Here is a 25,710-nt window from a genome sequence, read left to right as displayed (position 1 = left end):
GCGTGAAGCGATTCAGTAAGGCAGGACGTCGACGACGGCGCCGACGGGCAGCGATTGCGGCCCCTCCGGCACGACGATCAGGGCATCCGCCTGCGCGGCGGCATGGAGGCGGTGCGAGCCGGTGGCGGCGTCGGGTGCGACATGCAGCACGCCGTCCTCGCCCGCTTCGAGCCTGCCGCGCATGAATTCGCGGCGTGCATGCGGCTTCGCGATCGGCGTCGACAGTCGCGCGCGCCAGCGACGCCGCGGCTCACCGCGCCCCTGCAAACCGTCGAGCAGGCGGCGGCCCAACGTCGCGTACGTGGCGAACACGGACACCGGATTGCCGGGCAACCCCAGGAACAACGCGCGATCCAGCGCACCGAACAGCAGCGGCATGCCGGGCTTCATGCGCACCTTCCAGAAATGCACCTGGCCGTGCGCATCGAGCAGCGCGGGGATGTGGTCCTTTTCGCCCGCCGAGACCGCGCCGCAGGTGATCACGACATCGAAGCTCGATGCCGCATCCAGCAACATGGATTGCAGGCGCGCGGGATCATCCGGCAACACGGGCCAGGCGGTGGGCTCCAGGCCATCGGCGCGCAACAGGCCCATCAGCAACTCACGGTTGCTGTCGTGGATCTGTCCGGGCGCGAGCGGCATTCCGGGCGGGACCAACTCGTCGCCCGTGGTGAAGACCGCAACGGTGGGACGCGAGGCGACCGACAAGGCGTCGATGCCGAGCGAAGCGAGCGTGGCCACGCGCGCGGGCGTGAGCACGTGTCCTGCCTGGAGAACGCCGTCGCCCACGCGCACGTCTTCGCCCGCCAGGCGCACGTTGGCGCCAGAGGCGATGCCGGCGGGCACGACGACGCGATCGCCTTCCACGCGCACGACTTCGCGGACGACGACGGTGTCCGCGCCTTCGGGCATCGGTGCGCCGGTGGTGATGCGGATGCATTGCCCCTGCGCAGCGCGCAACCCGAGCGCGCGGCCGGCGAACTGTTCGCCCACCAGTTGCAGGGACGTGTCGCCTTCCCGCGCGAGGTCGGCGTGGCGCACCGCGTAGCCATCCATCGCGCTGTTGTCGAACGATGGCAAAGCGATCGGCGCATGCGCGTCCTGCGCGGCGATGCGTCCGTGGATGCGCGCGAGCGCCAGGCGCTCGGCCGGCAGGCGGCGCGCGTGCGCGACGCGGTCGATGATCGCGGCTGCGTCGTCGAACAGGAGTTGCGTGGGAATGTCGTCGCGCATCAGGGCAGGTTCGCGCCGGCGTGGGTGAGGTCGTCGAAGGTGTTGAGGTTGCCGAACCGCACGCCGGCCAGCTTGATGCGCGGCATGTGCAGGCGCGCTTGCAGGCCTTGCACCGAGAGGTCGTCGTCGAAGCGCAACGCATCGCGCAGCGCCGCAACGTTCCAGAGCGCGACGAGCGGTTGCGGCCCGTCTTCGTCTTCCACGCTCGCGCCCTGCCCGCCTGCGGCGACGAGCGTCGGCACGAGGCAGTCGTTGACGAACACGAGGTCGACGGGAACGGTGAGCAGCCACGGCGTGGTGCATGCGGCGGCCAGTGCGTCGAGGCCGCCGAGTGGCCCGTGGCCCGGCAGGCGGTCGGCGACGGCTTGCAGGCCGAGCGCCGCATGGCGTGCGGGATCACGGTTCGCACTCACCAGCACGCAGGCGACATCAGGTTCGAAGCGTTGCGCGAGCCGCTGCACCTGCGGAATGCCATCGCGCACGATCCAGGCCTTGTCGCAGCCGCCCAGGCGCGTTCCCTGCCCGCCCGCGAGCACGCCGAGCGTCAGGGCCTCGCGCGCGATGGCGGTGTTCACTTGCCGCGTTTGACGTGCCGCATCAGGCGGCGCTTCTTGGCGACCTGGCGCTCGGTCAGCGCGTTCTTCGGCTTGTCCTTGTACGGGTTGTCGCCTTCCTTGAAGACGAAACGCACCGGCGTGCCGACGAGCTTGAAGCGCTTGCGGAAGAAGTTTTCGAGATAACGGCGGTAGCTGTCCGACAGCGTGCGCAGGCGCGTGCCGTGGACGATGAAGGTCGGCGGGTTCTCGCCGCCCGGATGCGCGAAGCGGAGCTTGGCCACATGCCCGCGCACGACCGGCGGTGGATTGGTTTCGTAGGCGATCTCGAGCGCTTTCGTGATCTCGGCGGTCGCGAACTTGTGCGTCGCCGACGCATGCGCGCGGTGGATCGCCTTGAACAGTTCGCGCAGGCCCGAGCCATGCAGCGCGGAGATGCGCACCGCTTCGGCCCACTCGACGAAGGACAGCTTGCGCGCGAGCAGCGTCTCGGTCTGCTGGCGCTGGTAGTCGGTCTGGTGGTCCCACTTGTTCACCGCGACGACGAGCGCCCGGCCGGCGTCGAGCACGGCGCCCAGCACGGACGCGTCCTGCTCGGTCACGCCTTCGGAGGCGTCGAGCATGATCACGGCGACCTGGCACTGCTCGATCGCCTGCAGCGTCTTGACGATGGAGAACTTCTCCACCGCTTCCTCCACGCGGCCGCGACGACGCAGGCCGGCGGTGTCGATCAGGCGGTACTTCTTCCCGTCGCGTTCCAGGTCCACGGCGATGGAATCGCGCGTGGTGCCCGGCACGTCGGAGGCGATCATGCGTTCCTCGCCGAGGATGCGGTTGACCAGCGTCGACTTGCCCACGTTCGGGCGACCGACGAAGGCGATGCGCATGCGCTCCGGATCGTCGTCGAGGATCTGCGTGTCGCCGTCCTTCGGCAGCGCCGCGAGCGTGTTCGCCAGCAGCGTGTCCAGGCCGGTCCTGTGCGCGGACGACACGCCCAACACGTGCTTGATGCCGTAGCGCGCGAATTCGGCGAGCGCGGTCTGCGTGTCGAGGCCGTCGGTCTTGTTGACGACCAGGAAGGTCGGCGTGTCGACCTTGCGCAGCCACGCGAGGATGTCGTCGTCCAACGCCGACGGGCCTTCGCGGCCGTCGACGATGAACAGGATCAGGTCGGCTTCTTCGGCCGCGGCGCGCGACTGGCGCGCGGTGGCGCCGGCGAGGCCTTCGTCGACGCCCGCGATGCCGCCGGTATCGACGAGCACGAACGGGCGTTCGGGTTCCAGGCGGCACACGCCGTAATTGCGATCGCGCGTGACGCCCGGTTCGTCATGGACCAGGGCGTCGCGCGAGCGCGTCAGTGCATTGAACAGCGTCGACTTGCCGACATTGGGGCGACCGACGAGTGCGACGAGAGGAAGCACGACTGCGTTACTGCAGCCGGAACGCGGTGACTTTGCCGTCGATGTTCTGCACGAGCAGCACGCCGTCCGCGACGACGGGAGCCGCCTTCACTGCATCGCCGCCGACGCGCGCACGCGCGGCGATCGCACCGGTGTCCAGGCGCAGCCAGTGCACGTAGCCGTCGTAGTCACCGACGACCGCGTAGTCGCCCTGCACCGCCACGCCCGTCAGGCTGCGGCGCGCGAGCGCGGGCTGCGACCACAAGGCGCCGCCGCTGGACTTGTCGATCGCCCACACGGTGCCCGCCGGATCGGACACGACGATGCGATCGCTCGCATTGCCGACGCGGCCGGCGCCGCCGTTGTCCTTCTGCCACAGCGGGCGGCCGGTCGGGCCGTCGATGGCCATGGTCTGGCGCTTGAAGCTGGTGGCGTAAACCGTAGTGCCGTCGAGCACGGGCGTGCCGTCGACGTCGGCCATGCGATCGAGTTCGCTGCGGCCTTCCGGCTGCGCGACGGCCTGTTCCCACAGCAGGCGGCCGTCCTGTTCGGCGAGCGCGACCACGCTGCCGTCGTCGTTGCCGACGAACACGAAGCCCGGGCCGAGCAGCACGCTGTCGTTGCCGCGCACGGTGAGCGGCGGCAAATCGCGCTGGTAGAACCAGCGACGCTTGCCGTCTTCCACGCCGAACGCGGTGATGCGGCCGTCGATGCTGTGCACGAGGACCAGGCCATCGCCGACGACCGGCGCGGCGATCACTTCGGAGCCGACCTTCGCCTGCCACTTCAGCGTGCCGTTGGCGGCATCCAGCGCGATGACCTCACCGTCGAGGCCGCCGATGACGACCAGGCCGCCGCCGGCACCCGGACCGCCGGACAGGCGGATCGGATCCTTGTGCTTGACCTTCTCCGGTTCCCACGTCCACACCTTCGCACCGGTCTGCAGGTCGAAGGCGTGCACGCCGCCGCGGATCGCCGCTGCGTAGACATGGCCGTCGGCCACCACCGGGCCCTGGCGCACGCCGATCTTGTCTTCGCCCTTGCCCACGCCGACCGACCACATCTTCTGCACCTTGACGGTGGGCGTGATGTCGGTGAGTTCGGCGGGGTCTTGCGCATGCTTCGCGGGATCGGCGCCGAACCAGCCGCCGACGGTCTTGCAGCCGGCGAGCGCGACGACGCACGCAAACACGATGGCGGTGCGCTTCAAAGTGGTCTGGAACTTCATCAGCCGCGGGTCTCCGGACGGGCCGGGCTTCCGCCGACCTGGATGAGCTTGAGTTCGACGAGGCGACGCTGCGGCGTCGCGACATCCAGCTTGGACATCGCCTGCGTGTACGCAGTGCGCGCTTCATCGGTGCGGCCGAGCGCGAACAGCGCATCGCCGCGGGCTTCGATGGCGGCGGCACCGTCGGGCTTGTCGCCGAGCAGCGCGAGCGCGTCCTTCGGCTTGCCCGCGTCGAGCAGCAGGCGCGCCAGGCGCGCGTTGACGACGGCGGTGATGGCGGGATTCTTCGTCTGCACGCCACGCAGCGTGGCGATGGCGCCGTCGCGGTCTTCACCGTCGATCTGCGCGCGGGCGACCTGCATGGCCGCGAGCGCGGCGTAATCGGTGCCGGTGGAGGCGAGCGCGGAAGACACCGCCTTCGCCTGGCCGAGGTTGTTCGCCTTCAGGCTGGAAACGACGGCGGCGTACTGGAGCCCGGCTTGGGCCTGCTGGCCCAGCTGGCGCGCCTGCCACCACTGCCAGCCGGCGATGACGCCCAGGCCGAGCACCACGCCGGCGAACAGCCCGGCTCCGTTCTGTCGCAACCAACCGCGGACGCGTTCGCTTTGTTCGTGCTCATCGAGCAGGTCGTCGATCGCCATGCTGCCTCAAAGTGGGGGAATGCGGATTGCGCACGCAGCCGCGTGTCGCACCACCGTGCAGACCGGCTTGCGCGGCCCAGGTTCCGTTCGTCAGTCGCGAACCGGCGCCAGGGAGCCGTCAGAGGATACCGTAAAGCGCGCGACGTTCGCGCGGCGGAAGGGCGTCAGGTCCTGCGGGCGATCGCCCTGCTGCACCACAACGGCCGATGCATTGCCCAGCGTGACGCGGCCGACTTCGCCCGCGGCATAGCTGCGCGAGGTGCCCGCCGGAAGCAGGCCCTTCTCGAGCGTGCGCCCGTCGGGCGCCTGCACCTGCACCCAGCTGTCGCCCGAAAAACGCAGCACCAGCGCGGCGCTCGCGGAGGGGCGCGGTGCGAGGTTGGGTGTCATCGAGGCGACCACGGGGGCCTGCTCGGAGGCCGGGCGCACCGGCGTGGCCGGCTGCGCATCGCCGAGCTTGCGCACGGCATCGGCGGGGGCGTCGAGCGACTGCACGGTGGCCGGCTCGTTGTGCCCGGTCAGGTGCGGTTTGGTCGCCAGCCACACCGGCACGACGATCGCGGCGGTGAGCACGATATAGACGAGGCGGCGCGTGCCCTGTTCGAACAGGCGCGTCATGCGCGGCGTATAGCTGCGCGGTTCGAGCTTGGTGGGTTCGACGGGCGCCAGGCCCGAGGCGGCGATCGTGGTGGAGGTCACCAGGCCGAGCAGGCGCGAGTAACTGCGCAACTGGCCGCGCACGAACACCGGCGCGCCGAGGCGACTCCAGTCTTCGTCTTCCAACGACTGCACCACGCTCCTGGGCATCTTCAGGCGCGATGCGACTTCCTCGAGCGAAAGCCCCTGCTTCTCGCGCGCAGTGCGCAAGCGCTGGCCGACCCCGCTCTCGGACACGAACTCGTTCGAACCGGTCATGGCGACTTCGATCCCCGTGCATTCCCCTGCGAAGCGCCGGGGAACTCCTCCCTCAGGCGGCGAACGTAGCGTGCCGCCGCGGCACTGTCGCCGAGTTTGTCTTCGATCTGTGACGCAAGTTGTAGCGCTTCGGCCGTGGCCGGGGCCGCGGCGAGCCGGCGCTCGGAGAACGCGCGGGCATCCATGTACTGGCCGGCGCTGTACGCAGTGCGCGCAAGTGCATCGAGCGCCACCGGATTGGCGGGCTCCAGCGCAATCGCCTTGTGCAGGTCGCGCTGCGCCCGGTCGGCCTGGCCCGCGTCGAGCGCGCAGCGGCCCGCATTGGCGAGCGCGGCGGCCGGCGTGGTGTAGGACGGGTCGGTGAGCGCCTGGTCGAACCAGCCCAGCGACTCGGCCGAGCGGTTCTTCGCGCACAGCCAGGTGCCGTAATTGTTGTAGGTGTTGCCGCTGGGTTCGAGTTCGGTCGCGCGCTTGTAATAAGCACCCGCGGCGTCGTCCTTGCCCTGCTCGTCCGCGATGACGGCGAGCATGGTGTAAGCGTCGCCGGAATTCGGATCGGCTTTCAGCGCCTTGTTTGCGTAGTCCTCGGCGGCGGCCAGGTTGCCTTCGGACAGGCGCTGCTGCGAGAGGTCGAGCGAGGTGCGCGCGATATCGGCATTGCGGGTCTTGTCCGTGTCGTGCACGACGACCGGATCGGTGGTGCGCTCGAAGTCCCCGCGCGATGGGTCGGTCTTGATGAAAGCAACGCGCGAACAACCGGCCCCGCCCAGGGCCACGAGCAGAGCGAGTGCGACGACGTCAAGCCGCCGCATCGCCGATCCCCTGTTCGGCCAGGTGGCGGCGGAAGGCCGCCTGCCTGCGGGTGCGGTCGAGCACCTGCCCCTTCAATTGTCCGCAGGCGGCGTCGATGTCGTCGCCCCGGGTGCGACGCACGGTCGCGAGCACGCGCGCCTCCTGCAAGGTTTTCTGGAAGGCGCGGATGTCTTCTTCCGGCGAGCGCTCGAACTTCGTGCCCGGGAAGGGATTGAACGGAATCAGGTTGACCTTGGCCGCGTCCTTCATCTGCACGGCATTGTCGAACTTGTGCATCAGGCGCGCCAGCTGCTTGGCATGCTGCAGCTGGTCGTTGACACCCTTCATCAGCGTGTATTCGAAGGTGATCGAGATGCCCTTCTTGCGCGTGGCGTAACGCACGCACGAGGCCATCAGCTCTTCGATCGGGTACTTCTTGTTGAGCGGCACCAGCTCGCTGCGCAGCTCGTCGTTCGGCGCATGCAGCGAGACGGCGAGCGAGACGTCGCTCACCTCGCCCAGCTTGTCGATCATCGGCACCATCCCCGCGGTGGACAGCGTGACGCGCTTGTTGGCCAGGCCGAAGCCGAGGTCGTCGCGCATCACGCTCATCGCGCGCACGACGTTGTCGAAGTTCGCCAGCGGCTCGCCCATGCCCATCATCACGACGTTGGTGAGCTTGCGCTGGTGGTGCGGCACGTTGCCCAGGTGCTTCGCGGCCACCCACACCTGGCCGACGATCTCGGCGGTGGACAGGTTGCGGTTGAAGCCTTGCGTGGCGGTGGAACAGAACTGGCAGTTGAGCGCGCAGCCCACCTGCGAGGAGACGCACAGCGTGCCGCGGCCCTTGTCGGGGATGAACACCGTTTCGATGGCGTTGCCGCCATCCATGCCGAGCAGCCACTTGTGCGTGCCGTCGGCCGAAGGCTTTTCGAACTGCACCTTCGGCACGAGGATTTCAGCGTGTTCCTCGAGCTTGGCGCGCAGCGCCTTGCCGAGGTCGGTCATGTCGTTGAAGTCGGTGACGTAGCGGTGGTGGATCCACTTCATCACCTGGTGGGCGCGGAAGCGCTTCTCGCCGAGCGTGTCGGCGAAGAAGCGCTCCAGTCCCTCGCGATCGAGGTCGAGCAGGTTCTGCTTGGCGGCGATCGCGTTCACGGCGCTCAACGGGCGTAGACGTCCGTGGCCGGGAAGAAGTACGCGACTTCGATCGCGGCGTTCTCGATCGAGTCCGAACCGTGCACGGCGTTGGCGTCGATGGAGTCGGCGAAGTCGGCGCGGATGGTGCCCGGCGCGGCGTCCTTCGGATTGGTGGCGCCCATCAGGTCGCGGTTCTTCAGGACGGCGCTGTCGCCTTCCAGCACCTGGATCATCACCGGGCCGGAGATCATGAAGTTCACCAGCGCGCCGAAGAACGGACGCTCGCGGTGCACGGCGTAGAAACCTTCGGCTTCCTGCTTCGACAACTGCTTCATCTTCGCGGCGACGACCTTCAGGCCGTTCTTCTCGAAGCGGGAATAGATTTCGCCGACGACGTTCTTGGCAACGGCATCGGGCTTGATGATGGACAGGGTGCGCTCCAGCGCCATGGGGAAATTCTCCGGGCAAGGCGGGCAGCGCGACGTGCGCGCGGGCCCGAGGATAACAGAAAACCCGCGTTGGAACGCGGGTTTAGCCGATATGGCTGGCGGCGATTCTAACGTGCGCACGCCCACGATGCACGCGTGGAACGCATTCCGCATTTGACGATACTCAAGCGTACGGACTAGGATCGAACGGCCGTTTGAACCGGGTGTTTGAAATGCCTACGACCGTCCACTTCTCCACCAAGGACCGCATCCTCGGCGCCGCCGAGGAATTGTTCGCGCAGCACGGCTTCGCCGGCACGTCGCTGCGTCAGGTCACCAGCCGCGCGGACGTCAACATCGCCGCGGTCAACTACCACTTCGGCAGCAAGGAAAACCTCGTGAACGAGGTCTTCCGCCGGCGCATGGACGAAATGAGCGAGCGGCGGCTGACCGCGTTGAAAGCGGCCGTCAAGGAACATCCCGGCGAACTCGAACCGATCCTCGCCGCCTTCGTCGAACCGGCGCTGGCGATGGCGCAGGACCGCCATGGCGGGGGTGCGTTCATCCGCGTCGTCGCACGCGCTTACGCCGAGAAGAACGACAGTCTGCGCAAATTCCTGTCCGACCAGTACGGCCACGTGCTGCGCGAATTCGGCAAGGCGATCGCGGCCGCCATCCCGGGCCTGACGAAGGAAGCGTTGTACTGGCGCCTGGACTTCCTCTCCGGCGCACTCACCTATGCGATGGCCGACTTCGGCCTGATCAAGCGGCCGGCCGGCGTGTCCGAGGCCGCGCACCGCGAACACGCCGCGCACGAGCTCATTCGATTCGCTGCCGCCGGCTTCCGCCGCTGAAGTTCAAGCGGTTTATCAAGTCACGCTGGAATACGCTTACCTTTCAAGGATTTGGAACACATGTCTAAGAACTTGCTTGTGCGCCGCGCTGCGGTGCTCGGCGCCGGTGTCATGGGGGCCCAGATCGCGGCCCAACTGACCAATGCAGGCGTGGATACGGTGCTGTTCGACCTGGCCGCGAAGGAAGGCGATCCCAACGGCATCGCCGCCAAGGCCATCGCCAACCTCGCGAAACTCAGCCCCGCCCCGCTCGCCGACAAGGCCTTGGCCGATCGCATCGTCCCGGCGAACTACGACACCGGCTTGGAACTGCTGCGCGGCTGCGACCTGGTGATCGAAGCGATCGCCGAACGCATGGACTGGAAGCAGGACCTGTACAAGAAGATCGCGCCCTTCGTGCCGGAGCACGCCGTGCTCGCGAGCAACACCTCGGGCCTGGGCATCAATGCCCTCGCCGGTGTGTTGCCCGAAGCCCTGCGCCATCGCTTCTGCGGCGTGCATTTCTTCAACCCGCCGCGCTACATGCACCTGGCGGAGTTGATCCCCGCGACCACGACGGAGCCCGCCATCCTCGCGGGCCTGGAAACCTTCCTCGTTACCACGCTCGGCAAGGGCGTGGTCTATGCGAAGGACACGCCGAACTTCATCGGCAATCGCATCGGCGTGTTCTCGATGCTGGCGGCGATGCACCACACGGTCGAATGCGGCCTGGGCTTCGATACGGTCGATGCGCTGACGGGCCCGGCGATCGGGCGTCCGAAGTCGGCCACGTATCGCACGGCCGACGTCGTCGGCCTGGACACCATGGCGCACGTCATCAAGACGATGGCCGATACGCTGCCGAACGATCCGTGGCACCAGTACTTCGCCGCGCCCGCGTGGTTGGAGGCGCTGGTGGCCAAGGGCGCGCTCGGGCAGAAGACCGGCGCGGGTTTCTACACCAAGCGCGGCAAGGACATCCTCGTGCTGGATCTCGCGGCACAGGATTACCGGCCGAGCGCCGGTGAACTCGATGCCGAAGTCGCCGCGCTGCTGAAGGAACGCGACCCCGCGAAGAAGTTCGCAGCCCTGCGCGCCAGCGAACACCCGCAGGCGAAGTTCCTGTGGGCCTGCTTCCGCGACACCTTCCACTACAGCGCCTTCCACCTGGCCGACATCGCCGACACCGCGCGCGACGTCGACTTCGCGATCCGCTGGGGCTACGGCTGGTCGATGGGTCCGTTCGAAAGCTGGCAGGCCGCAGGCTGGAAGCAGGTGGCCGATTGGATCGCCGAGGACATCGTCGCCGGCAAGGCGATGAGCAATGCACCCCTGCCCGATTGGGTGTTCGACGGTCGCGACGGCGTGCATGCGCCGAACGGCAGCTACAGCCCCGCGCGCAACGCGATCGTGCCGCGCTCCGACAATCCGGTGTACGCGCGCCAGCGCTTCCCCGATGCGCTGCTCGGCGAGAAGTTCTCGCAGGGCCGCACCGTGTTCGAGAACGATGGCGTGCGCATGTGGGTGGACGAAGGCGACGACATCGCGGTGGTCGGCTTCAAGACCAAGATGCAGACGGTCAACGACCAGGTGCTGGCGGGCTTGCAGGAAGCGGTGGCGATCGCCGAACGGGATTTCCGCGGCCTGGTGATCTGGCAACCGAAGGAGCCCTTCTCCGCCGGCGCGGACCTCGCCGGTGCGCTCGGCCTGCTGCAGGCGGGCGACGTCGCGGGCTTCGAAGCGATGGTCGCGAACTTCCAGGCCACCAGCCAACGCATCAAGTATTCGCTCGTGCCGGTGGTCGCCGCCGTGCGGGGCCTCGCGCTTGGTGGCGGCTGCGAATTCCAGATGCATTCGGCGCGCAGCGTGTTTTCGCTCGAAAGCTACATCGGCCTGGTCGAAGCCGGCGTCGGCCTGCTGCCCGCGGGCGGTGGCCTGAAGGAACTCGCGGTGCGTGCGTCCGAGGCCGCGGGCCCGGGCGGCGATGTGTTCGCGCAGCTCAAGACCGCCTTCGAAAGCGTGGCGATGGGCAAGGTGTCCACGTCCGCGATGGAAGGCAAGCAGCTCAAACTCGCACGCGAGGACGACCTCGTCGTGTTCAATTCGTTCGAGCTGCTGCACGTCGCGCGTGCCCAGGCGCGTGCGCTGGCCGAATCCGGCTACCGCCCGCCCCTGCCCGCGCGCCGCATCCAGGTCGCGGGCGATGTCGGCATCGCGACCTTCAAGATGCTGCTCGTCAACATGCTCGAGGGCCGTTTCATCTCGCCCTACGACTACGAGATCGCCTCGCGTATCGCCACCGTGTTGTGCGGTGGGGAAGTCGACCGCGGTGCGCTCGTCGACGAGGACTGGCTGCTGCGTTTGGAACGCGAACACTTCGTCGCGCTCGCACAGATGCCGAAGACCCAGGAACGCATCGCGCACATGCTGAAGACCGGCAAGCCGCTCAGGAACTGACCCCATGACCAAGCAACTGCAAGACGCCTACATCGTCGCCGCCACCCGCACGCCGGTCGGCAAGGCCCCGCGCGGCGTGTTCCGCAACACCCGCCCCGACGACATGCTCGCGCACGTGTTGCGCAGCGTCGTGGCGCAAGCCCCGGGCATCGACGTGAACCGCATCGACGATGCGATCATCGGCTGCGCGATGCCCGAGGGCGAGCAAGGCATGAACGTGGCGCGCATCGGCGTGCTGCTCGCCGGCCTGCCGCATACGCTGGCGGCGCAGACCATCAATCGTTTCTGTTCGTCGGGCCTGCAGGCGGTTGCGCTCGCTGCCGACCAGATCCGCATGGGCCACGCCGACCTGATGCTCGCCGGCGGCACCGAATCGATGTCGATGGTGCCGATGATGGGCAACAAGGTGGCGCTGAGCCCGCAGGTGTTCGCGAAGGACGAGAACGTCGCGATCGCCTACGGCATGGGCATCACGGCCGAGAAGGTGGCCGAGCGCTGGAAGGTCTCGCGCGAGGACCAGGATGCGTTCGCCCTCGCCTCGCACCAGAAGGCGCTGGCCGCGATCCAGGCCGGCGAGTTCCAGTCGGAGATCTCGCCGTATGACGTGATCTCGCATCTGCCCGATGGGAACGTGATCAAGGAAACGCGGCGCATCGTGTCCGTCGACGAAGGCCCGCGCCTGGATACCACGGCCGAAGGCCTCGCCAGGCTCAGGCCCGTGTTCCGCAACGCACAGTTCGGCGGCACGGTCACCGCGGGCAACAGCTCGCAGATGAGCGATGGCGCGGCCGCGGTGCTGCTGGCGTCCGAACAGGCGATCAAGGATTACGGGCTGGTGCCGCTGGCGAAGTTCACGAGCTTCGCCGTCGCCGGCGTCGAACCCGAAGTGATGGGCATCGGCCCCATCGCCGCGATCCCGAAGGCGCTGCAGCGCGCGGGCCTCACGCTCGATGCGATCGACTGGATCGAACTCAACGAAGCCTTCGCCGCGCAGGCGCTCGCCGTCATCCGCGACAGCAAGCTCGATCCGTCGAAGGTCAATCCGCTCGGCGGTGCGATCGCGTTGGGCCATCCGCTTGGTGCAACCGGCGCGGTGCGCACGGCCACCATCGTGCACGGCCTGCGTCGTCGCCAGCAGAAGTACGGGCTGGTGACGATGTGCATCGGCACCGGCATGGGCGCGGCGGGTGTGTTCGAAGCGGTGTGATTCGCGCTTTGCGTGCCGCGCTCAGTAGAACCATCTGAGCGCGCGCACGCACGCCGCGAGGGCGTCGGCGGCGAATCCCGGCCGCAGGAAGGCGACAACGCCGACGGCCAGCACGACCGCGCCTACGACCCAGGTGGTCGCGACGACATTGAGCCTGCTTCCCACGACGAGCCAGTAAACACAAACGAGCGGGATCGACACGAAGAGCGAGGCCAGGGCCGCCGCGAACCGGTCGCCCACCGCAATTTGACGGCGATCGAGCGGATCCCGATGGGCGTCGTCCATGGTGTCCCCTATTTCAGTTCGACGACGCCGAGTTCGTCCAACGCGGTCTGCATCGTGCGTGCCGCGGCTTCGCTCAGCTTCTCGTGGTCGAGTGCGTAGCGGATCGTGGCTTCGATGAGACCGATGTGCGTGCCGCAGTCGAAGCGCGTGCCCTGGAAGCGGTAGGCATCGACCGTCTGCTCCTTCAGCAGCGCGGCGATCGCGTCGGTGAGCTGGATCTCGCCGCCGGCGCCGGGCTGGACCTGCTCGAGCAAGTCGAAGATCCGGCCATCGAGCACGTAGCGTCCGACGACGGCGAGCGTGCTCGGTGCGTCCGCGGGCTTCGGCTTCTCGACGATCGCGCTGATGCGCCCCTTGCGACCGGCGAAATCCTCGGTGGCCACGATGCCGTAGCTCGCGGTCTTCTCGGCGGGCACGTCCTGCACGGCCAGCACGCTCGCGCCTGTCGCTTCGGCGTGGTCGGCCATCTGCTTCAACGCGCCGGGACCGCGGTTCCAGATCAAATCATCGGGAAGCAGCACGGCGAAGGGCTCGTCGCCGATCACCGACTTCGCGCACAGCACCGCATGGCCGAGGCCGAGGGCTTCGGCCTGGGTGACGAACACCGCGCGCACATGCTCGGGGAGCACGTTGCGCACCAGTTCGAGCTGCTCGTGCTTGCCGGCGCGTTCGAGCTTCTGTTCGAGCTCGTAGGCCTTGTCGAAGTAGTCGGCCACCGCATGCTTGTAGCGGTTGGTGACGAACACCAGCGTGTCGCAGCCGGCTTCGATCGCTTCGTCGACGGCGTACTGGATCAGCGGCTTGTCGATGATCGGCAGCATTTCCTTCGGCACCGTCTTGGTGGCGGGAAGGAAGCGCGTGCCGAGTCCGGCGACCGGGAATACGGCCTTGCGGATGCGGGTCTTGGCGGTCATCAGGTCTTGCGCGCGTTGCGGGCGGGGAAAGCGACCACGGTGGCGTGCGAGGCGTGCACGTAGGGTGCAGGCGCGAATTCCGGCACTGCTTCGCGCAGCAGTTCGCCCAGGGCGACCAGGTCGTAGCGTGCGGTCGCTTCCCGCAGGCTGTCCACGGCCGAATGCGTGGTTTCGGCCGAGACGGCGCGGGCTTCGGCCTGCAGGATCTTCGGGTGCACCGTCGGGCGGTAGCGCTCGTCGGCGTGGAAGAGTGTCTCGTGCAGTTTTTCGCCGGGGCGCAGGCCGGAGTAGACGATGGCGATGTCGCGCCCCGGCTGCTTGCCGGCCAGGCGGATCATCTGTTCGGCCAGCAGGCGGATGGCGACGGGCTCGCCCATGTCGAGCGTGTACACCGCTTCGTGCGAACCGATCGCGGAGGCCTGCAGGATCAGCTGGCAGGCTTCGGGGATGGTCATGAAGAAGCGCGTGACTTCCGGGTCGGTGACCGTGACCGGGCCGCCCTTGCGGATCTGTTCGCGGAACAGCGGCACGACGCTGCCGGCCGAATCGAGCACGTTGCCGAAGCGCACGGTGACGAAGCGCGTCGAACGACGATCGGCCAGCGCCTGGCACGCCATTTCGGCCAGGCGCTTGGTGGCGCCGAGCACGTTGACCGGATCCACCGCCTTGTCCGTGGAGATGAGCACGAAGGTGCCCACGCCGCGATCGCGGCACGCATGCGCGACGGTCGCGGTGGCGAGCACATTGTTGCGCACGGCTTCGCGCAATTGGTCTTCGAGCAGCGGCACCTGCTTGTAGGCCGCGGCATGGAACACCGCGTCGGGTTCGGCCTTGCGCAGCGCGTAATCGATCACCGCGGGATCTCCGCAATCGCCCAGCACCGGGACCATCTCCAGGTCCGGGAAATCGCGCTGCATTTCCGCGATCGTGGTGGTGAGCGCGAGTTCGTCGATCTCCAGCACGGCCACGCGGCGCGCGCCATGCTTCGCGCACTGCCGGCACAACTCCGCACCGATGGAACCGCCGCCGCCGGTGACGAGCACCGAACGACCGCCGAGCCAACCGCGGATGGCCTTCCAGTCGGGCATCACCGGGCTGCGGCCCAGCAGGTCTTCGATCGCGACTTCCTTCAGTTCGCCGGGCAGCGAGCGCCCTTCGAGCATGTCGTCCAGGCGCGGCACCATCCGGAACGGCAGGCCCGTGCGTTCGCACGCGACCACCACCGCCTGCAACAAGGACGCATGCACCGACGGCATCGCGATGACGAGCAACCGCGCTGCGGTTTCGCGCGCGATGGTTTCGACTTCCGCGATCTGGCCGATCACGGGCACGCCCTGCACCTTGCTGCCGCGCAGCTGCGCTGCGTCGTCGAGAAAGCCCACGGGTTCGTAGGCACCGGTGCGACGCAGGTCGCGCACCAGCGCTTCGCCGGCGCGACCGGCGCCGAGGATCAGCACGCGCACGGCGGCGCTGTGGCTGCGCGCGAGCGTGTGTTCCTTCCAGGCGCGATACAGCAAGCGCGGCGCACCGAGCAGGCCGACCAGCGCGAAGGGATAGAGCAACAGGACAGTGCGCGGGACTTCGTCGAGGCGGTTGTAGACGAACAGCCCGAGTCCGATCGCGATGACGCCGAACAACCCGGCCTTCGCCAGGTTCACCAGGTCCGGCACGCTCGCGAAGCGCCACAAGCCGCGATACAGGCCCACGCGCCACAACACGAGCGCTTGCGCGGCGAGCACGACGAAGGTTTCCGTGGACCACAACGGCGGAAGGTTGGCAGGCGTGCCGGCCAGGCCATAGCGCATCAGGCGCAGGCCATTCCATGCCAGCCAGACCATGGCGAGGTCATGGAGGATGACAGCGGTGCGCGGAAGCGCGGACGCCCATCGCTGGCGCCAAGCCGTCATACGGTGCATTCCTTCACCGCGGTACTCCTTTATCCGAAGGCTTCTGCAGCAGAAACCAGATCCCTGTCCCCGTCATATACCACGAGGCGACGACACCCAACACCGCAAATATTCTCATAGGCACGGCCGCAAGCACGTTCATCAAGATGATCGCGACCAGGGTCCATGCAGCGTACGTACAGGTGACTTTCACATGCGACCCGCAGCGCTGCGCCCACTTCTGGTACGCGTGCAGCGCATGGGGTTCCCACCATCGCTCGCCCCGGCGCATGCGACCCAGCAGTGTCAGCGCCGCATCGATCAGGAAGGCCGAGGGCGGCAAGGCCCACAGCACCCAATGGATGGGCTGCGCGCCGATGAGCCCCTGCATCAGCAGCGCGGCCAGCGCGAAGCCCAGCGCCCCGCTCCCCACGTCGCCGAGGAAGACGCGGGCCTTCGGGAAATTGAAGGGCAGGAACCCGAGCGTCGCGGCGACCAGCGCCCAGGCCCACCACGACCAGGCGCCGGCCTGCAGCACTGCGATCGCCAACGCGACCAGGATCGCCTGCGTCGCGGCGATGCCGTTGATGCCGTCCATGAAATTCCAGACATTCGCCAGGGTCATCGCCAGAAGGAATGCCGCAAGGGCGAGGCCAGGTTCATGGCTCTGCCGGAACATCGCACAGGCGAGCAACGCGGCCGCGATGGCCTGCACCCCCAGCCGGAGCCAGGGCGACAAGGGGCGATGGTCGTCGACCAGGCCCACGAGGGCGACCAACGCAAAACCGGCAAGCATCGCGCCCATCGCGACGGGATCGGGCACGACGCGCAACAACCAGAGTCCTGCAAGCAGGAGCGCAACGACGATGCCCACGCCCCCGCCCCGCGGCGTGGGCTGCGTGTGCGCGCGACGTTCGCCCGGCGCGTCCAGCAATTGATGCCGCAACGCATAGCGACGCGCGAGCCAGGTTCCGCCCGCGCCGATCGCCAGCGAAACGCCCAGCCAGGCGGCGAACATCAGACCACCGCGTAGTTGAGCAACGGCTTGATCGACCCCCACTCCTTGCAGCTGGGGCATTGCCAGTGGTGCGCACGTGCGCCGAACCCGCAGCGGTTGCAGCGGTAGCTCGGGTTGCGCACGAGCAACTGGTCGGTGATGTGCTTGAGGTCCTGCAGGGTCGCGAGCGGATCGCCGCCTTCGGCCAGCGTGAGGTCGATGAGCGCCGCCTCGCCGCGCACCGACGGACGATCCTTCAGTTGCTGCGCCAGGTACATGCGCGCGGCGGGAACGCCTTCATCCGACTCGACCATCTGCGTCAGCGCGAGCACCGGTGCGACGCCGCGGTAGTGCTCGATCATCTCGGCCAGGAAGCTGCGCGCGCCCGGGCTGTCGCCGACGCGGTCGTAGCACGGCAGCAACTGCGGCAGGATTTCGGGGAGGTAATCGGGGTCGATGCGCGCGACGCGTTCGAAAGCGCGGATCGCGGCGGCGTCGTTGCCTGCGTCGAGTTCGATGCGCCCTTCCAGGATGCCGGCACGCACGGAGTTCGCATCGGCCTCGTAGGCGCGCGCGACGCAGGCGCGGGCCGCTTCCGTTTCGTTCGCGGCGCGATGCCGGTCGGCCAGTTCGCACTCGAACTGCGCCACCAGCTTGCCCATCGGTTCGGAAGTGATCTCTTCGTAACGCGTGGCGTTCTCGATCGCCTTCGCCCAGTCGCGTTCGGCCTGGTAGATGCCGATGAGATGCTTGAGCGCCTGCGGCGCGCGCATGTCCAGGCGCACGAGGTCGCTGAAGACCGTTTCGGCGCGATCGAGCAGGCCCGAGCGCATGTAGTCCTCGCCGAGCGCGAGCAACGCCTGCACCTTCTGCTGGTCGCTGAGGTCGGCGCGCTGCACCAGCGCCTGGTGCAGGCGGATGGCGCGGTCCACTTCGCCGCGCCGACGGAACAGATGGCCCAGCGCGACCTGCGTTTCGAAAGTGTCCTTGTCGAGCTCGGCGATGCGCAGGAAGACTTCGATCGCCTTGTCGGGCTGCTCGTTGAGCAGGTAGTTCAGGCCGCGGAAGTAGGTGGTGGACAGGCGGCTGACCTGCGTGTCGCTATGGCGTTCGCCACCGCGGCGGCCGATGAGCCAACCGCTGGCCGCGGCGAGCGGCAGCAGGAGGAAAAACCAGAACCATTGGTCGACGACAGCCAGCATGCGTCAGGGCCCTTCCTTGGGTTGGCGTGCATTGCGCACGTCGAGTTCCGCGCGGCGCAGCCGCTGCCGCAACGGCAGCACGACGCTCGCGGAAAGCGCGAGACCGCCCAGCAGCACGCCAAGCAACAACGCGACGAGCACGAGGACGCCGAGCGCCACCGGGACCTGCGTGAACCCGAGGTCGAGGACCGCGCGCTGCGGATTGAGCGCACCGACGACGATGCCGGCCGCAAGGCAAGCGAAGGCGACGAGGAGTCGAAGGGGGCGGATCATTCGGCGCTGCGGCTCCTTCGCGGGTGGAGGGATCGTCGTCCGGGGACGAGGCGTCCGGGACGAGAGCCGTCAGCTTAGCCGAGGGTCAGGCATCCGGTTCGACCGGAACGACGCTGCTCACGCGTTCGCGGAGTTCCTTGCCTGGCTTGAAGTGCGGAACGTGCTTGCCGGGCAGCGCGACGGAATCGCCCGTCTTGGGATTGCGGCCCAGGCGCGGCGGCCGGTAGTGCAGCGAGAAGCTGCCGAAGCCGCGGATTTCGATGCGTTCGCCCCCCGACAGGGAAGCGCCCATCATCTCGAGCAAGGACTTCACTGCGAGATCGACGTCGTCCGCCTTCAGGTGGCCCTGGCGCGCGGAAAGGATCTCGATCAGTTCGGACTTGGTCATGCGGGGCGGCTCGTCGGTCGCTTGCGGGACGTGCACAGGTATTCGTGGCTTGCGTTCGGCGGCCCGGGGTTGCCGGGCCGCCGACGCGGGTGTTGCTTACTCGGACTTGTTGTTCAGCTGCTCGCGCAGCAGCGCACCAAGCTTCGTCGTGCCGCTGGCGGCATCCGACGACTTGTTGTACTCGGCCAGGGCTTCGGCGGTGTCCGCCTCGTCCTTCGCCTTGATCGACAGCTGCAGCGTGCGGCCCTTGCGGTCCATGCCGATGAACTTGGCTTCGACCTGGTCGCCCACCTTGAGGTGCTGCGACGCGTCGTCGATGCGGTCATGCGAGATGTCGCGCGCGGAGACGTAGCCTTCGACGCCGTCGCCGAGGTCGATCGTCGCACCCTTGGCGTCGACTTCCTTGACGGTGCCCTTGACCTTCGAGCCCTTCGGGTTCGAGGCCATGTACTGGCCGAAGGGATCCTGCTCGAGCTGCTTGACGCCGAGCGAGATGCGCTCGCGCTCCGGATCGACGGCCAGGACCACGGCTTCCAGCGTGTCGCCCTTCTTGTAGTTGCGCGCCACGTCTTCGCCGGTGGAGTTCCAGCTGATGTCCGACAGGTGGATCAGGCCATCGATGCCGCCGTCCAGGCCGATGAAGATGCCGAAGTCGGTGATCGACTTGATCTGGCCCGACACCTTGTCGCCCTTCTTGTGGATCGCGGCGAAGGTCTCCCACGGATTGCTGGTGACCTGCTTCATGCCGAGCGAGATGCGGCGGCGCTCTTCATCAACATCGAGCACCATGACCTGCACTTCGTCGCCGACCTGCACCACCTTCGACGGGTTGACGTTCTTGTTGGTCCAGTCCATTTCGGACACGTGGACCAGGCCTTCGACGCCCGGCTCGATTTCGACGAACGCGCCGTAATCGGTGACGTTGGAGACCTTGCCGAACACGCGGGTGTTGGCCGGGTAACGGCGGGCGATGTTGTCCCACGGATCCTCGCCCAGCTGCTTCAGGCCGAGGCTGACGCGGTTGCGCTCGCGGTCGTACTTGAGCACGCGGACGTCGAGCTCCTGGCCGACTTCGACCACTTCGCTCGGATGACGCACGCGCTTCCACGCCATGTCGGTGATGTGCAGCAGGCCGTCGATGCCGCCGAGGTCCACGAACGCGCCGTAGTCGGTGAGGTTCTTGACGACGCCCTTGAGCACCGCGCCCTCGACCAGCTTCTCGAGCAGCTGCTCGCGCTCTTCCGAATGCTCGCTCTCGACCACCGCACGGCGGGAGACGACGACATTGTTGCGCTTGCGATCGAGCTTGATGAGCTTGAACTCGAGCTCCTTGCCCTCGAGGTACACCGGGTCGCGGACCGGGCGCACGTCGACCAGGGAACCCGGCAGGAACGCGCGGACGTCCTTGATGTCGACGGTGAAACCGCCCTTGACCTTGCCGCTGATGCGGCCGGTGATCGTTTCGTTCTTCTCGAGCGCCTGCTCGAGTTCGTCCCACACCATCGCGCGCTTGGCCTTTTCGCGGGACAGCACGGTTTCGCCGAAGCCGTTCTCGAGCGAGTCGAGGGCGACCTTCACTTCGTCGCCCACGCCCACGTCGATCTCGCCGGCGTCGTTGCGGAACTGTTCGATCGGCACGATGCCTTCGGACTTGAGGCCAGCGTTGATCACGACGACGTCGGAGCGGACCTCGACGACGACGCCCGTGACGATGGCGCCGGGCTTGAGCTTGGCGAGGTTCGCCTGGCTCTGTTCAAACAGTTCGGCAAAAGATTCGGTCATTGCAGCGGACATTGGGAGATTCTCAGGTGGCTGCTCCGGGATGAAGCGCCAGGGGGTTGGAGGGATGGAACCTTTCCCGTCGATTGACGGTCAGGCAGTTGTCCTGGTGCGCGCGTTCCGCGCTCAGCGGGCCGGCATCAACGCCAGCACCCGAGCCACGACCGCATCGATCGGAAGACCGGTGGTATCGATGCGGACGGCGTCATCGGCCGGCCGCAAAGGCGCCACCGCCCGGTTCGCATCGCGGGCGTCGCGGGCGAGGATCTCGCGCAACAGACCGGGCAATGTAACGGAAACTCCTTTTTCGCTCAACTGCTTATAGCGCCTTTCGGCCCTTTCTTCGGCACTGGCGGTCAGGAAGACCTTGTAAGCGGCGTCGGGGAAAATGACGGTCCCCATGTCCCGGCCGTCGGCCACCAGGCCCGGCGGACGACGGTAGGCGCGCTGGCGGTCCCGCAGGGCGGCGCGAACTTCGGGGATCGCGGCGATGGCCGAGGCGGCCGCACCGGCCGTTTCGGTCCGCAGCTCGTCGGTGGCATCGAGCCCGTTCACGATGATGCGGGGCTCGCCGCCGTGGTCTTCCTGGAAGTCGATGTCGGTATCGAAGGTGCAGCGCACCAACGCCGAGGCGTCGGACAGGTCGAGGTCGGCCCAGCCGGCGGCGATGCCGACGGCCCGGTACAGTGCGCCGGAATCGAGGTAATGCCAGCCCAGTCGCTGGGCGACCAGGCGGGTGATGGTCCCCTTGCCGGAGCCCGAGGGGCCATCGATGGTGAGGACGGGAACGTTGTCTTGGGTCATGGCGGTCGATTGTACGTGCAAGCACTTGAGCCGCCGAGGGAAAGGCGGCAGAATGTCGGGCTTCGCGCGGGGTCCATGTCGATTCCGCATCCCGTCCATACGATTCGTTGCCGAGGTTCTGTCATGAAGGTCCTGTCCTCCCTGAAGTCGGCGAAGGCCCGTCACCGCGACTGCAAGGTGGTCCGCCGTCGTGGCAAGGTCTTCGTGATCTGCAAGTCCAACCCGCGTTTCAAGGCGCGCCAGCGCTAAGCCGGGTGCCGCGCCAGCGCGGCGACTTGTTGCCACGGAAGCCGCCGAAAGGCGGCTTTCGCGTTTCCGGGGTTGCGGAACAGTGACGCACGCGTCATCCCCGCCCCTACGTGCTTGTGCTTACAATCCCGCCGACTTTCACGGGGAGCATGGTCATGAACCTTCGCATTGCCGCGGTCGCTACGTTCGTCCTCCTGGCTTCCGGCGCGGCCTTCGCGCAGGACGCCGCGCCTGCCGCCGACCAGAGCCAGCGCGTCACCGAGGGTGACACCCTCCTGATCCAGCGCGTGCAGCAGGAAAACACGGCCGCCATGCCGGCCCGCGGGATGTCGATGCAGGAAGTCGAAGCCAAGTTCGGCGCTCCGGCCGCCAAGCAGGACCCGCGCGGCGGCCAGAAGCGCGCGTGGCCGACGATCAACCGCTGGACCTACCCGGCCTTCACCGTCTACTTCGAGAAGAGCCGCGTCATCGACGCCGTCGCCAACAAGGCCGACGCCAACGAAGTCGGGCCCAAGCCCGCCATCCGCTGATGCCCGAAAATGCAATTCGCTTTCCCGCGGAATGGGAACCCCAGTCCGCGGTCCTGATCGCTTGGCCGCACGAGCACACCGACTGGGCCGAGCGCCTGGGTGAGGTCGAGGAAACCTACATCGCGCTGATCGCCGCGCTCGTGCGCTACACGCGCGTGGTGGTGTGCGTGGCCGACGAAGACCTGCAGACGTATGCCGAAGCGCGCTTGCGCTCGGCGCGCGTGGACCTGTCGCGCGTTCGCTTCATCGAAGTCGAATACGACGACACCTGGCTGCGCGATTCCGGTCCGATCACGCTGCGCGACGGCGATGGTTTCCGCCTGATGGATTTCCGCTTCACCGGCTGGGGCGGCAAGTTCGAAGCCAGCCGCGACGACGAACTGATTTCGCGCCTGTTCGAACATGGCCTGTTCGAACGCGCCGAACGCGCGCCGATGAACTTCGCCCTCGAGGGCGGCGCGATCGACACCGACGGCGCGGGCACCCTGCTCACCACGTGGCAGTGCCTGAGCGAACGCCATCCCGCGCTCGATCGCGACACGCTCTCTTCGCGCCTGGCCGACTGGCTCGTGCAGGATCGCGTGTTGTGGCTCGACCACGGGTATCTCGAAGGCGACGACACCGACGCGCACGTCGACACCCTCGCCCGCTTTGCGCCGAACGACGCCATCGTCTTCCAGGCCTGCGACGATCCGTCGGATACGCATTACGCAGAACTGCGCGCGATGGGCGACGAGATCGCCGCGTTGCGCACGAAAGACGGCAAGCCCTACACCTTGCATCCGTTGCCGTGGGCCGAGCCCATCGTCGACGACGGCCGCCGGCTCGCAGCGTCCTACGCCAACTTCCTGATCGTCGATGGCGCGGTGCTCATGCCCGCCTACGGCGACGCCGCCGACGGCGCCGCTGCGAACGTGCTTGAAAAAGCCTTCCCCGGCCGCGACGTGGTGCAGGTGCCGTGCCGCCCGCTGATCTGGCAGAACGGCAGCCTCCACTGCATCACGATGCAACTGCCGCAAGGACTCGTCCGATGACCCGCAAGACGACGCTCCCCGTCGCGCTCATCCAGGAACGCAACCAGGGCGATGCCGACGCCAACCTGGCGACCATCGAAACGCGCGTGGCCGAAGCCGCGAAGCGCGGCGCGAAGCTCGTGCTGCTGCAGGAACTGCACAACGGCCCGTACTTCTGCCAGCACGAAGCGGTCGACGAATTCGATCGCGCGGAAACCATCCCCGGGCCGAGCACGGAACGGCTCTCGCGCCTGGCGAAGCAACATGGCGTGGTGCTCGTCAGCTCGCTTTTCGAAAAGCGCGCGACGGGCCTGTACCACAACACCGCGGTGGTGTTCGAAACCGACGGTCGCGTGGCGGGCAAGTACCGCAAGATGCACATTCCCGACGATCCGGGCTTCTACGAGAAGTTCTACTTCACGCCGGGCGACCTGGGCTTCGAACCCATCGACACTTCCGTCGGCCGCCTCGGCCTGATGGTGTGCTGGGACCAGTGGTATCCGGAAGGTGCGCGGCTGATGGCCCTCGCCGGTGCGGAACTGCTGCTGTATCCGACCGCCATCGGCTGGGATCCCGACGACGCGCAGCCGGAAAAGGATCGCCAGCGCAATGCGTGGATCCTCAGCCATCGCGGCCACGCCGTCGCCAACGGACTGCCGGTGCTGAGCTGCAATCGCGTCGGGCATGAGCCTTCGCCGCTCGGGACCTCGGGCATTCGGTTCTGGGGTTCGAGCCATGTGCTTGGCCCGCAAGGCGAATTCCTCGCCGAGGCGAACCAAGATGAGCCGGAGATCCTGATGGCCGAGGTCGACATGGCCCGCAGCGAGCATGTGCGGCGGATCTGGCCCTTCCTTCGCGACCGCCGGATCGACGCTTACGCGGATTTGCTGAAGCGCTACCGCGATTAGGCGGTCCGACAGGCGGTCGCTCACAAACGAACGATCGTGCTATTGTCCGCCGCCATGACCACCCAGACCGCCACCTCCAAGGGCGCCGCCACCCGCGAGTCGATCGTGGATCGCGCCTACGAGATTGCGCGCGCTTCCGGCGTCGAAGGCTTGTCGATCGGTCCGCTCGCAGCGGCCGTGGGCATGTCGAAGAGTGGTGTGTTCGCGCATTTCGGTTCGCGCGAAGACCTGCAACTCGCGGTGCTCGAGGAAGCGGCGTTGCGTTTCGGCAACACGGTGCTGATGCCTGCCCTCTCGCAAGCGCGCGGATTGCCGCGCCTGCGCGCGATCATGCGGCACTGGTTCGAATGGATCCGCGGCACCACCGGCGGCGGCTGCGTGCTGCTCGCTTCGGTCGCCGAGTACGACGATCGCCCTGGCGCGTTGCACGACCAGGTCATGCACAACGAACAGCGCTGGCGCAACGAGATGCAACGCGCCGTGCAGCTTGCGATCGACTGCGGTCATCTCGTTGTCGGCGACGCCGAACAATATGTGTTCGAGCTCTACGCCATCGCCCTCGCCGTCCACCACGAAGCAGGCCTGTTCGGCTACGACAAGGCACGTCGCCACGGCGACGCCGCCGTCGAACGCTGGATCGCCGCTTACTCCCCCCAACGCTGATCGCTCCGGAGGCACCCCATGGCCAAGCACGTCTCCACAATTAGCACGACCGTTCGCACCTCATTGAAGCTCCTGTCGACGCGCACTGCGTTCCAGGTCCTGGGCGTGCTCAATCCGCGCAAGACGCTGCGCGCTGCGGCCAAGTTGTTCTCCACGCCCTTCCCGAGCAGCCGCGCCCGCGCGCAGGCCGCCCCCGTCGGCGATGCCGTGGTCGGCCGATTCGAACTCGATGGCCACACGATCGCGACCTACGTCTGGGGTGATCTGTCGCGCCAGCCCTACGTGTTGTTCGCGCATGGGTGGTCGAGCCACGGCACGCGCTTCCTGCCGTGGGTGCCGCGCCTGCGCGAACAGGGCTATGCCGTGGTCGCCTTCGACCAGCCGGCGCATGGCCGCAGCAGCGGCGACACCACCAACCTGCCGGACTTCGCGGCGACGCTGCTGGAAGTCGGCAAGCGCTTCGGTCCGGCCGCTGCGTTGGTCGCGCATTCGCTCGGTGGCGCGGCCGCCAGCGTCGCGCTCGCGCAGGGACTGCAAGCCGAGCGCGTCGTCCTGATCGCGCCGGCGGCCGATCCGCTCGCCGCCACCGAACGCTTCGCCCAACTGATCCGGCTGCCGCAACGGCTGCTGCGTGCGCTGGTGCGGTCCTTCGAACGCCAGGTCGGCGTCGCCTTCGACGATCTGCAGGCGCACCACACGGCCCCCGTGATCGCACGTCCCGCCCTGATAGTCCACGACGTCGAAGACCGCGAGGTCCCGTGGTCCGAAGGCGAGCGCTACGCCCGCTACTGGCCCGACTCGCATCTGCTGAGCACGCAGGGCCTGGGCCACAACCGAATCGCCGGCGACGACACCGTCATCGCCGCGGCGCTGCGCTTCCTGCACGGCGAAACCGTGGGTGAACGCGTGGTGTCCTCGCCGAACCTGCCTTACGGATTTGCGTGAGGTAGGCCGGGGACGGGCGAACGTCTATGCTGCGCGGCCGTCGAAT

General features: G+C 67.6%; 26 protein-coding genes and 1 pseudogene. 9 read left to right on the top strand and 18 right to left on the bottom strand.

Going from position 1 to position 25,710, the window contains the following annotated elements:
• Positions 1-12: 12 nt before the first annotated feature.
• From glp to ndk, 9 genes are all read right to left on the bottom strand, one after another.
• Positions 13-1,233, bottom strand: a complete 1,221-nt coding sequence (gene glp / locus LVB87_RS12115; protein ID WP_232898213.1) for a gephyrin-like molybdotransferase Glp — start codon at positions 1,231-1,233, stop codon at positions 13-15.
• Entirely contained in the window at positions 1,233-1,808 is a 576-nt protein-coding gene (locus tag LVB87_RS12110; RefSeq protein ID WP_232898212.1) for a molybdenum cofactor guanylyltransferase, read from the bottom strand. The genes glp and LVB87_RS12110 overlap by 1 nt, the downstream gene beginning before the upstream one ends.
• Positions 1,805-3,208, bottom strand: coding sequence for a ribosome biogenesis GTPase Der (gene der / locus LVB87_RS12105; RefSeq protein WP_232898211.1), 1,404 nt, complete (start codon positions 3,206-3,208; stop codon positions 1,805-1,807). Before der ends, LVB87_RS12110 begins: the two co-directional genes overlap by 4 nt.
• 7 nt (positions 3,209-3,215) lie before the next feature.
• Positions 3,216-4,415, bottom strand: a complete 1,200-nt coding sequence (gene bamB, locus LVB87_RS12100; protein ID WP_232898210.1) for an outer membrane protein assembly factor BamB — start codon at positions 4,413-4,415, stop codon at positions 3,216-3,218.
• Positions 4,415-5,056 carry a tetratricopeptide repeat protein gene (locus LVB87_RS12095; protein WP_232898209.1) on the bottom strand — a complete coding sequence of 214 codons (642 nt, stop codon included), beginning with the start codon at positions 5,054-5,056 and terminating at the stop codon, positions 4,415-4,417. The genes bamB and LVB87_RS12095 overlap by 1 nt, the downstream gene beginning before the upstream one ends.
• 90 nt (positions 5,057-5,146) lie before the next feature.
• Positions 5,147-5,971: a RodZ domain-containing protein gene (locus LVB87_RS12090; RefSeq protein WP_232898208.1), complete on the bottom strand. Its 825-nt coding sequence runs from the start codon at positions 5,969-5,971 to the stop codon at positions 5,147-5,149.
• Positions 5,968-6,783, bottom strand: a complete 816-nt coding sequence (gene pilW / locus LVB87_RS12085; protein WP_232898207.1) for a type IV pilus biogenesis/stability protein PilW — start codon at positions 6,781-6,783, stop codon at positions 5,968-5,970. The genes LVB87_RS12090 and pilW overlap by 4 nt, the downstream gene beginning before the upstream one ends.
• Entirely contained in the window at positions 6,770-7,930 is a 1,161-nt protein-coding gene (gene rlmN, locus LVB87_RS12080; protein ID WP_232898206.1) for a 23S rRNA (adenine(2503)-C(2))-methyltransferase RlmN, read from the bottom strand. The genes pilW and rlmN overlap by 14 nt, the downstream gene beginning before the upstream one ends.
• Positions 7,927-8,352 (bottom strand): nucleoside-diphosphate kinase, encoded by a 426-nt coding sequence (gene ndk / locus LVB87_RS12075; RefSeq protein WP_232898205.1) that lies wholly within the window; start codon positions 8,350-8,352, stop codon positions 7,927-7,929. Before ndk ends, rlmN begins: the two co-directional genes overlap by 4 nt.
• Positions 8,353-8,564: 212 nt before the next feature.
• Between ndk and LVB87_RS12070 the strand changes: the two genes are divergently transcribed.
• Genes LVB87_RS12070 through LVB87_RS12060 form a run of 3 tightly spaced genes read left to right on the top strand, consistent with a single transcriptional unit; the run spans position 8,565 to position 12,828 of the window.
• Positions 8,565-9,185 carry a TetR family transcriptional regulator gene (locus LVB87_RS12070; RefSeq protein ID WP_232898204.1) on the top strand — a complete coding sequence of 207 codons (621 nt, stop codon included), beginning with the start codon at positions 8,565-8,567 and terminating at the stop codon, positions 9,183-9,185.
• A gap of 60 nt (positions 9,186-9,245) precedes the next feature.
• Positions 9,246-11,621 carry a 3-hydroxyacyl-CoA dehydrogenase/enoyl-CoA hydratase family protein gene (locus LVB87_RS12065; protein WP_232898203.1) on the top strand — a complete coding sequence of 792 codons (2,376 nt, stop codon included), beginning with the start codon at positions 9,246-9,248 and terminating at the stop codon, positions 11,619-11,621.
• A gap of 4 nt (positions 11,622-11,625) precedes the next feature.
• Positions 11,626-12,828 carry an acetyl-CoA C-acyltransferase gene (locus tag LVB87_RS12060; protein ID WP_232898202.1) on the top strand — a complete coding sequence of 401 codons (1,203 nt, stop codon included), beginning with the start codon at positions 11,626-11,628 and terminating at the stop codon, positions 12,826-12,828.
• A gap of 21 nt (positions 12,829-12,849) precedes the next feature.
• Here the strand turns inward: LVB87_RS12060 and LVB87_RS12055 are convergent, their stop codons facing one another.
• From LVB87_RS12055 to cmk, 9 genes are all read right to left on the bottom strand, one after another.
• Positions 12,850-13,113 carry a hypothetical protein gene (locus tag LVB87_RS12055; protein WP_232898201.1) on the bottom strand — a complete coding sequence of 88 codons (264 nt, stop codon included), beginning with the start codon at positions 13,111-13,113 and terminating at the stop codon, positions 12,850-12,852.
• An 8-nt stretch (positions 13,114-13,121) separates the two neighbouring features.
• Positions 13,122-14,027 carry a UTP--glucose-1-phosphate uridylyltransferase GalU gene (galU, locus tag LVB87_RS12050; RefSeq protein ID WP_232898200.1) on the bottom strand — a complete coding sequence of 302 codons (906 nt, stop codon included), beginning with the start codon at positions 14,025-14,027 and terminating at the stop codon, positions 13,122-13,124.
• Positions 14,027-15,934 carry a nucleoside-diphosphate sugar epimerase/dehydratase gene (locus tag LVB87_RS12045; RefSeq protein WP_232898199.1) on the bottom strand — a complete coding sequence of 636 codons (1,908 nt, stop codon included), beginning with the start codon at positions 15,932-15,934 and terminating at the stop codon, positions 14,027-14,029. The genes galU and LVB87_RS12045 overlap by 1 nt, the downstream gene beginning before the upstream one ends.
• 13 nt (positions 15,935-15,947) lie before the next feature.
• The gene (locus LVB87_RS12040) at positions 15,948-16,931 is read right to left on the bottom strand and encodes a lipopolysaccharide biosynthesis protein (RefSeq protein ID WP_232898198.1); all 984 of its coding nucleotides are present in this window, start codon (positions 16,929-16,931) and stop codon (positions 15,948-15,950) included.
• Entirely contained in the window at positions 16,931-18,109 is a 1,179-nt protein-coding gene (lapB, locus tag LVB87_RS12035) for a lipopolysaccharide assembly protein LapB (protein ID WP_232900552.1), read from the bottom strand. Before lapB ends, LVB87_RS12040 begins: the two co-directional genes overlap by 1 nt.
• 6 nt (positions 18,110-18,115) lie before the next feature.
• Positions 18,116-18,385: a lipopolysaccharide assembly protein LapA domain-containing protein gene (locus LVB87_RS12030; protein WP_232898197.1), complete on the bottom strand. Its 270-nt coding sequence runs from the start codon at positions 18,383-18,385 to the stop codon at positions 18,116-18,118.
• Between the two features lie 85 nt (positions 18,386-18,470).
• The gene (locus tag LVB87_RS12025) at positions 18,471-18,773 is read right to left on the bottom strand and encodes an integration host factor subunit beta (protein ID WP_232898196.1); all 303 of its coding nucleotides are present in this window, start codon (positions 18,771-18,773) and stop codon (positions 18,471-18,473) included.
• A gap of 96 nt (positions 18,774-18,869) precedes the next feature.
• Entirely contained in the window at positions 18,870-20,555 is a 1,686-nt protein-coding gene (gene rpsA, locus LVB87_RS12020; RefSeq protein ID WP_232898195.1) for a 30S ribosomal protein S1, read from the bottom strand.
• Between the two features lie 123 nt (positions 20,556-20,678).
• Positions 20,679-21,356: a (d)CMP kinase gene (gene cmk / locus LVB87_RS12015; protein ID WP_232898194.1), complete on the bottom strand. Its 678-nt coding sequence runs from the start codon at positions 21,354-21,356 to the stop codon at positions 20,679-20,681.
• Positions 21,357-21,479: 123 nt separating this feature from the next.
• On the opposite strand from cmk, the gene ykgO reads away from it, so the two are divergent.
• From ykgO to LVB87_RS11985, 6 genes and pseudogenes are all read left to right on the top strand, one after another.
• On the top strand, positions 21,480-21,605 hold the full coding sequence (gene ykgO, locus LVB87_RS12010) for a type B 50S ribosomal protein L36 (protein WP_010342887.1): 126 nt from the start codon (positions 21,480-21,482) through the stop codon (positions 21,603-21,605).
• Between the two features lie 266 nt (positions 21,606-21,871).
• Positions 21,872-22,135, top strand: a pseudogene (locus LVB87_RS12005) (hypothetical protein); the annotation flags it as partial.
• Positions 22,135-23,169 carry an agmatine deiminase family protein gene (locus LVB87_RS12000; protein WP_232898192.1) on the top strand — a complete coding sequence of 345 codons (1,035 nt, stop codon included), beginning with the start codon at positions 22,135-22,137 and terminating at the stop codon, positions 23,167-23,169. The pseudogene LVB87_RS12005 and the gene LVB87_RS12000, both read left to right, overlap by 1 nt.
• Positions 23,166-24,056, top strand: coding sequence for a carbon-nitrogen hydrolase (locus LVB87_RS11995; protein ID WP_232898191.1), 891 nt, complete (start codon positions 23,166-23,168; stop codon positions 24,054-24,056). Before LVB87_RS12000 ends, LVB87_RS11995 begins: the two co-directional genes overlap by 4 nt.
• Before the next feature lie 54 nt (positions 24,057-24,110).
• Positions 24,111-24,719 (top strand): TetR/AcrR family transcriptional regulator, encoded by a 609-nt coding sequence (locus tag LVB87_RS11990; RefSeq protein ID WP_232898190.1) that lies wholly within the window; start codon positions 24,111-24,113, stop codon positions 24,717-24,719.
• Between the two features lie 18 nt (positions 24,720-24,737).
• Positions 24,738-25,664, top strand: coding sequence for an alpha/beta fold hydrolase (locus tag LVB87_RS11985; RefSeq protein WP_232898189.1), 927 nt, complete (start codon positions 24,738-24,740; stop codon positions 25,662-25,664).
• Positions 25,665-25,710 lie beyond the last annotated feature (46 nt).

This window comes from Lysobacter sp. KIS68-7, assembly GCF_021284745.1.
Lineage (GTDB): Bacteria > Pseudomonadota > Gammaproteobacteria > Xanthomonadales > Xanthomonadaceae > Noviluteimonas.
The sequence above is the reverse complement of the archived record's forward strand: the minus strand, read 5'-3'. Positions and strand labels throughout refer to the sequence as shown.

Excerpts from the sequence above, each read along its gene's own strand:
- LVB87_RS11990 (WP_232898190.1), top strand. The coding sequence starts at position 24,111 with ATGACCACCCAGACCGCCACCTCCAAGGGCGCCGCCACCCGCGAGTCG.
- LVB87_RS12045 (WP_232898199.1), bottom strand. The coding sequence starts at position 15,934 with ATGACGGCTTGGCGCCAGCGATGGGCGTCCGCGCTTCCGCGCACCGCT.
- LVB87_RS12095 (WP_232898209.1), bottom strand. The coding sequence starts at position 5,056 with ATGGCGATCGACGACCTGCTCGATGAGCACGAACAAAGCGAACGCGTC.
- pilW (WP_232898207.1), bottom strand. The coding sequence starts at position 6,783 with ATGCGGCGGCTTGACGTCGTCGCACTCGCTCTGCTCGTGGCCCTGGGC.
- LVB87_RS12070 (WP_232898204.1), top strand. The coding sequence starts at position 8,565 with ATGCCTACGACCGTCCACTTCTCCACCAAGGACCGCATCCTCGGCGCC.
- LVB87_RS12055 (WP_232898201.1), bottom strand. The coding sequence starts at position 13,113 with ATGGACGACGCCCATCGGGATCCGCTCGATCGCCGTCAAATTGCGGTG.
- galU (WP_232898200.1), bottom strand. The coding sequence starts at position 14,027 with ATGACCGCCAAGACCCGCATCCGCAAGGCCGTATTCCCGGTCGCCGGA.
- rpsA (WP_232898195.1), bottom strand. The coding sequence starts at position 20,555 with ATGACCGAATCTTTTGCCGAACTGTTTGAACAGAGCCAGGCGAACCTC.
- LVB87_RS12065 (WP_232898203.1), top strand. The coding sequence starts at position 9,246 with ATGTCTAAGAACTTGCTTGTGCGCCGCGCTGCGGTGCTCGGCGCCGGT.
- cmk (WP_232898194.1), bottom strand. The coding sequence starts at position 21,356 with ATGACCCAAGACAACGTTCCCGTCCTCACCATCGATGGCCCCTCGGGC.
- glp (WP_232898213.1), bottom strand. The coding sequence starts at position 1,233 with ATGCGCGACGACATTCCCACGCAACTCCTGTTCGACGACGCAGCCGCG.
- LVB87_RS11995 (WP_232898191.1), top strand. The coding sequence starts at position 23,166 with ATGACCCGCAAGACGACGCTCCCCGTCGCGCTCATCCAGGAACGCAAC.
- LVB87_RS12060 (WP_232898202.1), top strand. The coding sequence starts at position 11,626 with ATGACCAAGCAACTGCAAGACGCCTACATCGTCGCCGCCACCCGCACG.
- bamB (WP_232898210.1), bottom strand. The coding sequence starts at position 4,415 with ATGAAGTTCCAGACCACTTTGAAGCGCACCGCCATCGTGTTTGCGTGC.
- LVB87_RS12040 (WP_232898198.1), bottom strand. The coding sequence starts at position 16,931 with ATGTTCGCCGCCTGGCTGGGCGTTTCGCTGGCGATCGGCGCGGGCGGA.
- LVB87_RS12000 (WP_232898192.1), top strand. The coding sequence starts at position 22,135 with ATGCCCGAAAATGCAATTCGCTTTCCCGCGGAATGGGAACCCCAGTCC.
- LVB87_RS12090 (WP_232898208.1), bottom strand. The coding sequence starts at position 5,971 with ATGACCGGTTCGAACGAGTTCGTGTCCGAGAGCGGGGTCGGCCAGCGC.
- LVB87_RS12025 (WP_232898196.1), bottom strand. The coding sequence starts at position 18,773 with ATGACCAAGTCCGAACTGATCGAGATCCTTTCCGCGCGCCAGGGCCAC.
- ndk (WP_232898205.1), bottom strand. The coding sequence starts at position 8,352 with ATGGCGCTGGAGCGCACCCTGTCCATCATCAAGCCCGATGCCGTTGCC.
- ykgO (WP_010342887.1), top strand. The coding sequence starts at position 21,480 with ATGAAGGTCCTGTCCTCCCTGAAGTCGGCGAAGGCCCGTCACCGCGAC.
- LVB87_RS11985 (WP_232898189.1), top strand. The coding sequence starts at position 24,738 with ATGGCCAAGCACGTCTCCACAATTAGCACGACCGTTCGCACCTCATTG.
- LVB87_RS12030 (WP_232898197.1), bottom strand. The coding sequence starts at position 18,385 with ATGATCCGCCCCCTTCGACTCCTCGTCGCCTTCGCTTGCCTTGCGGCC.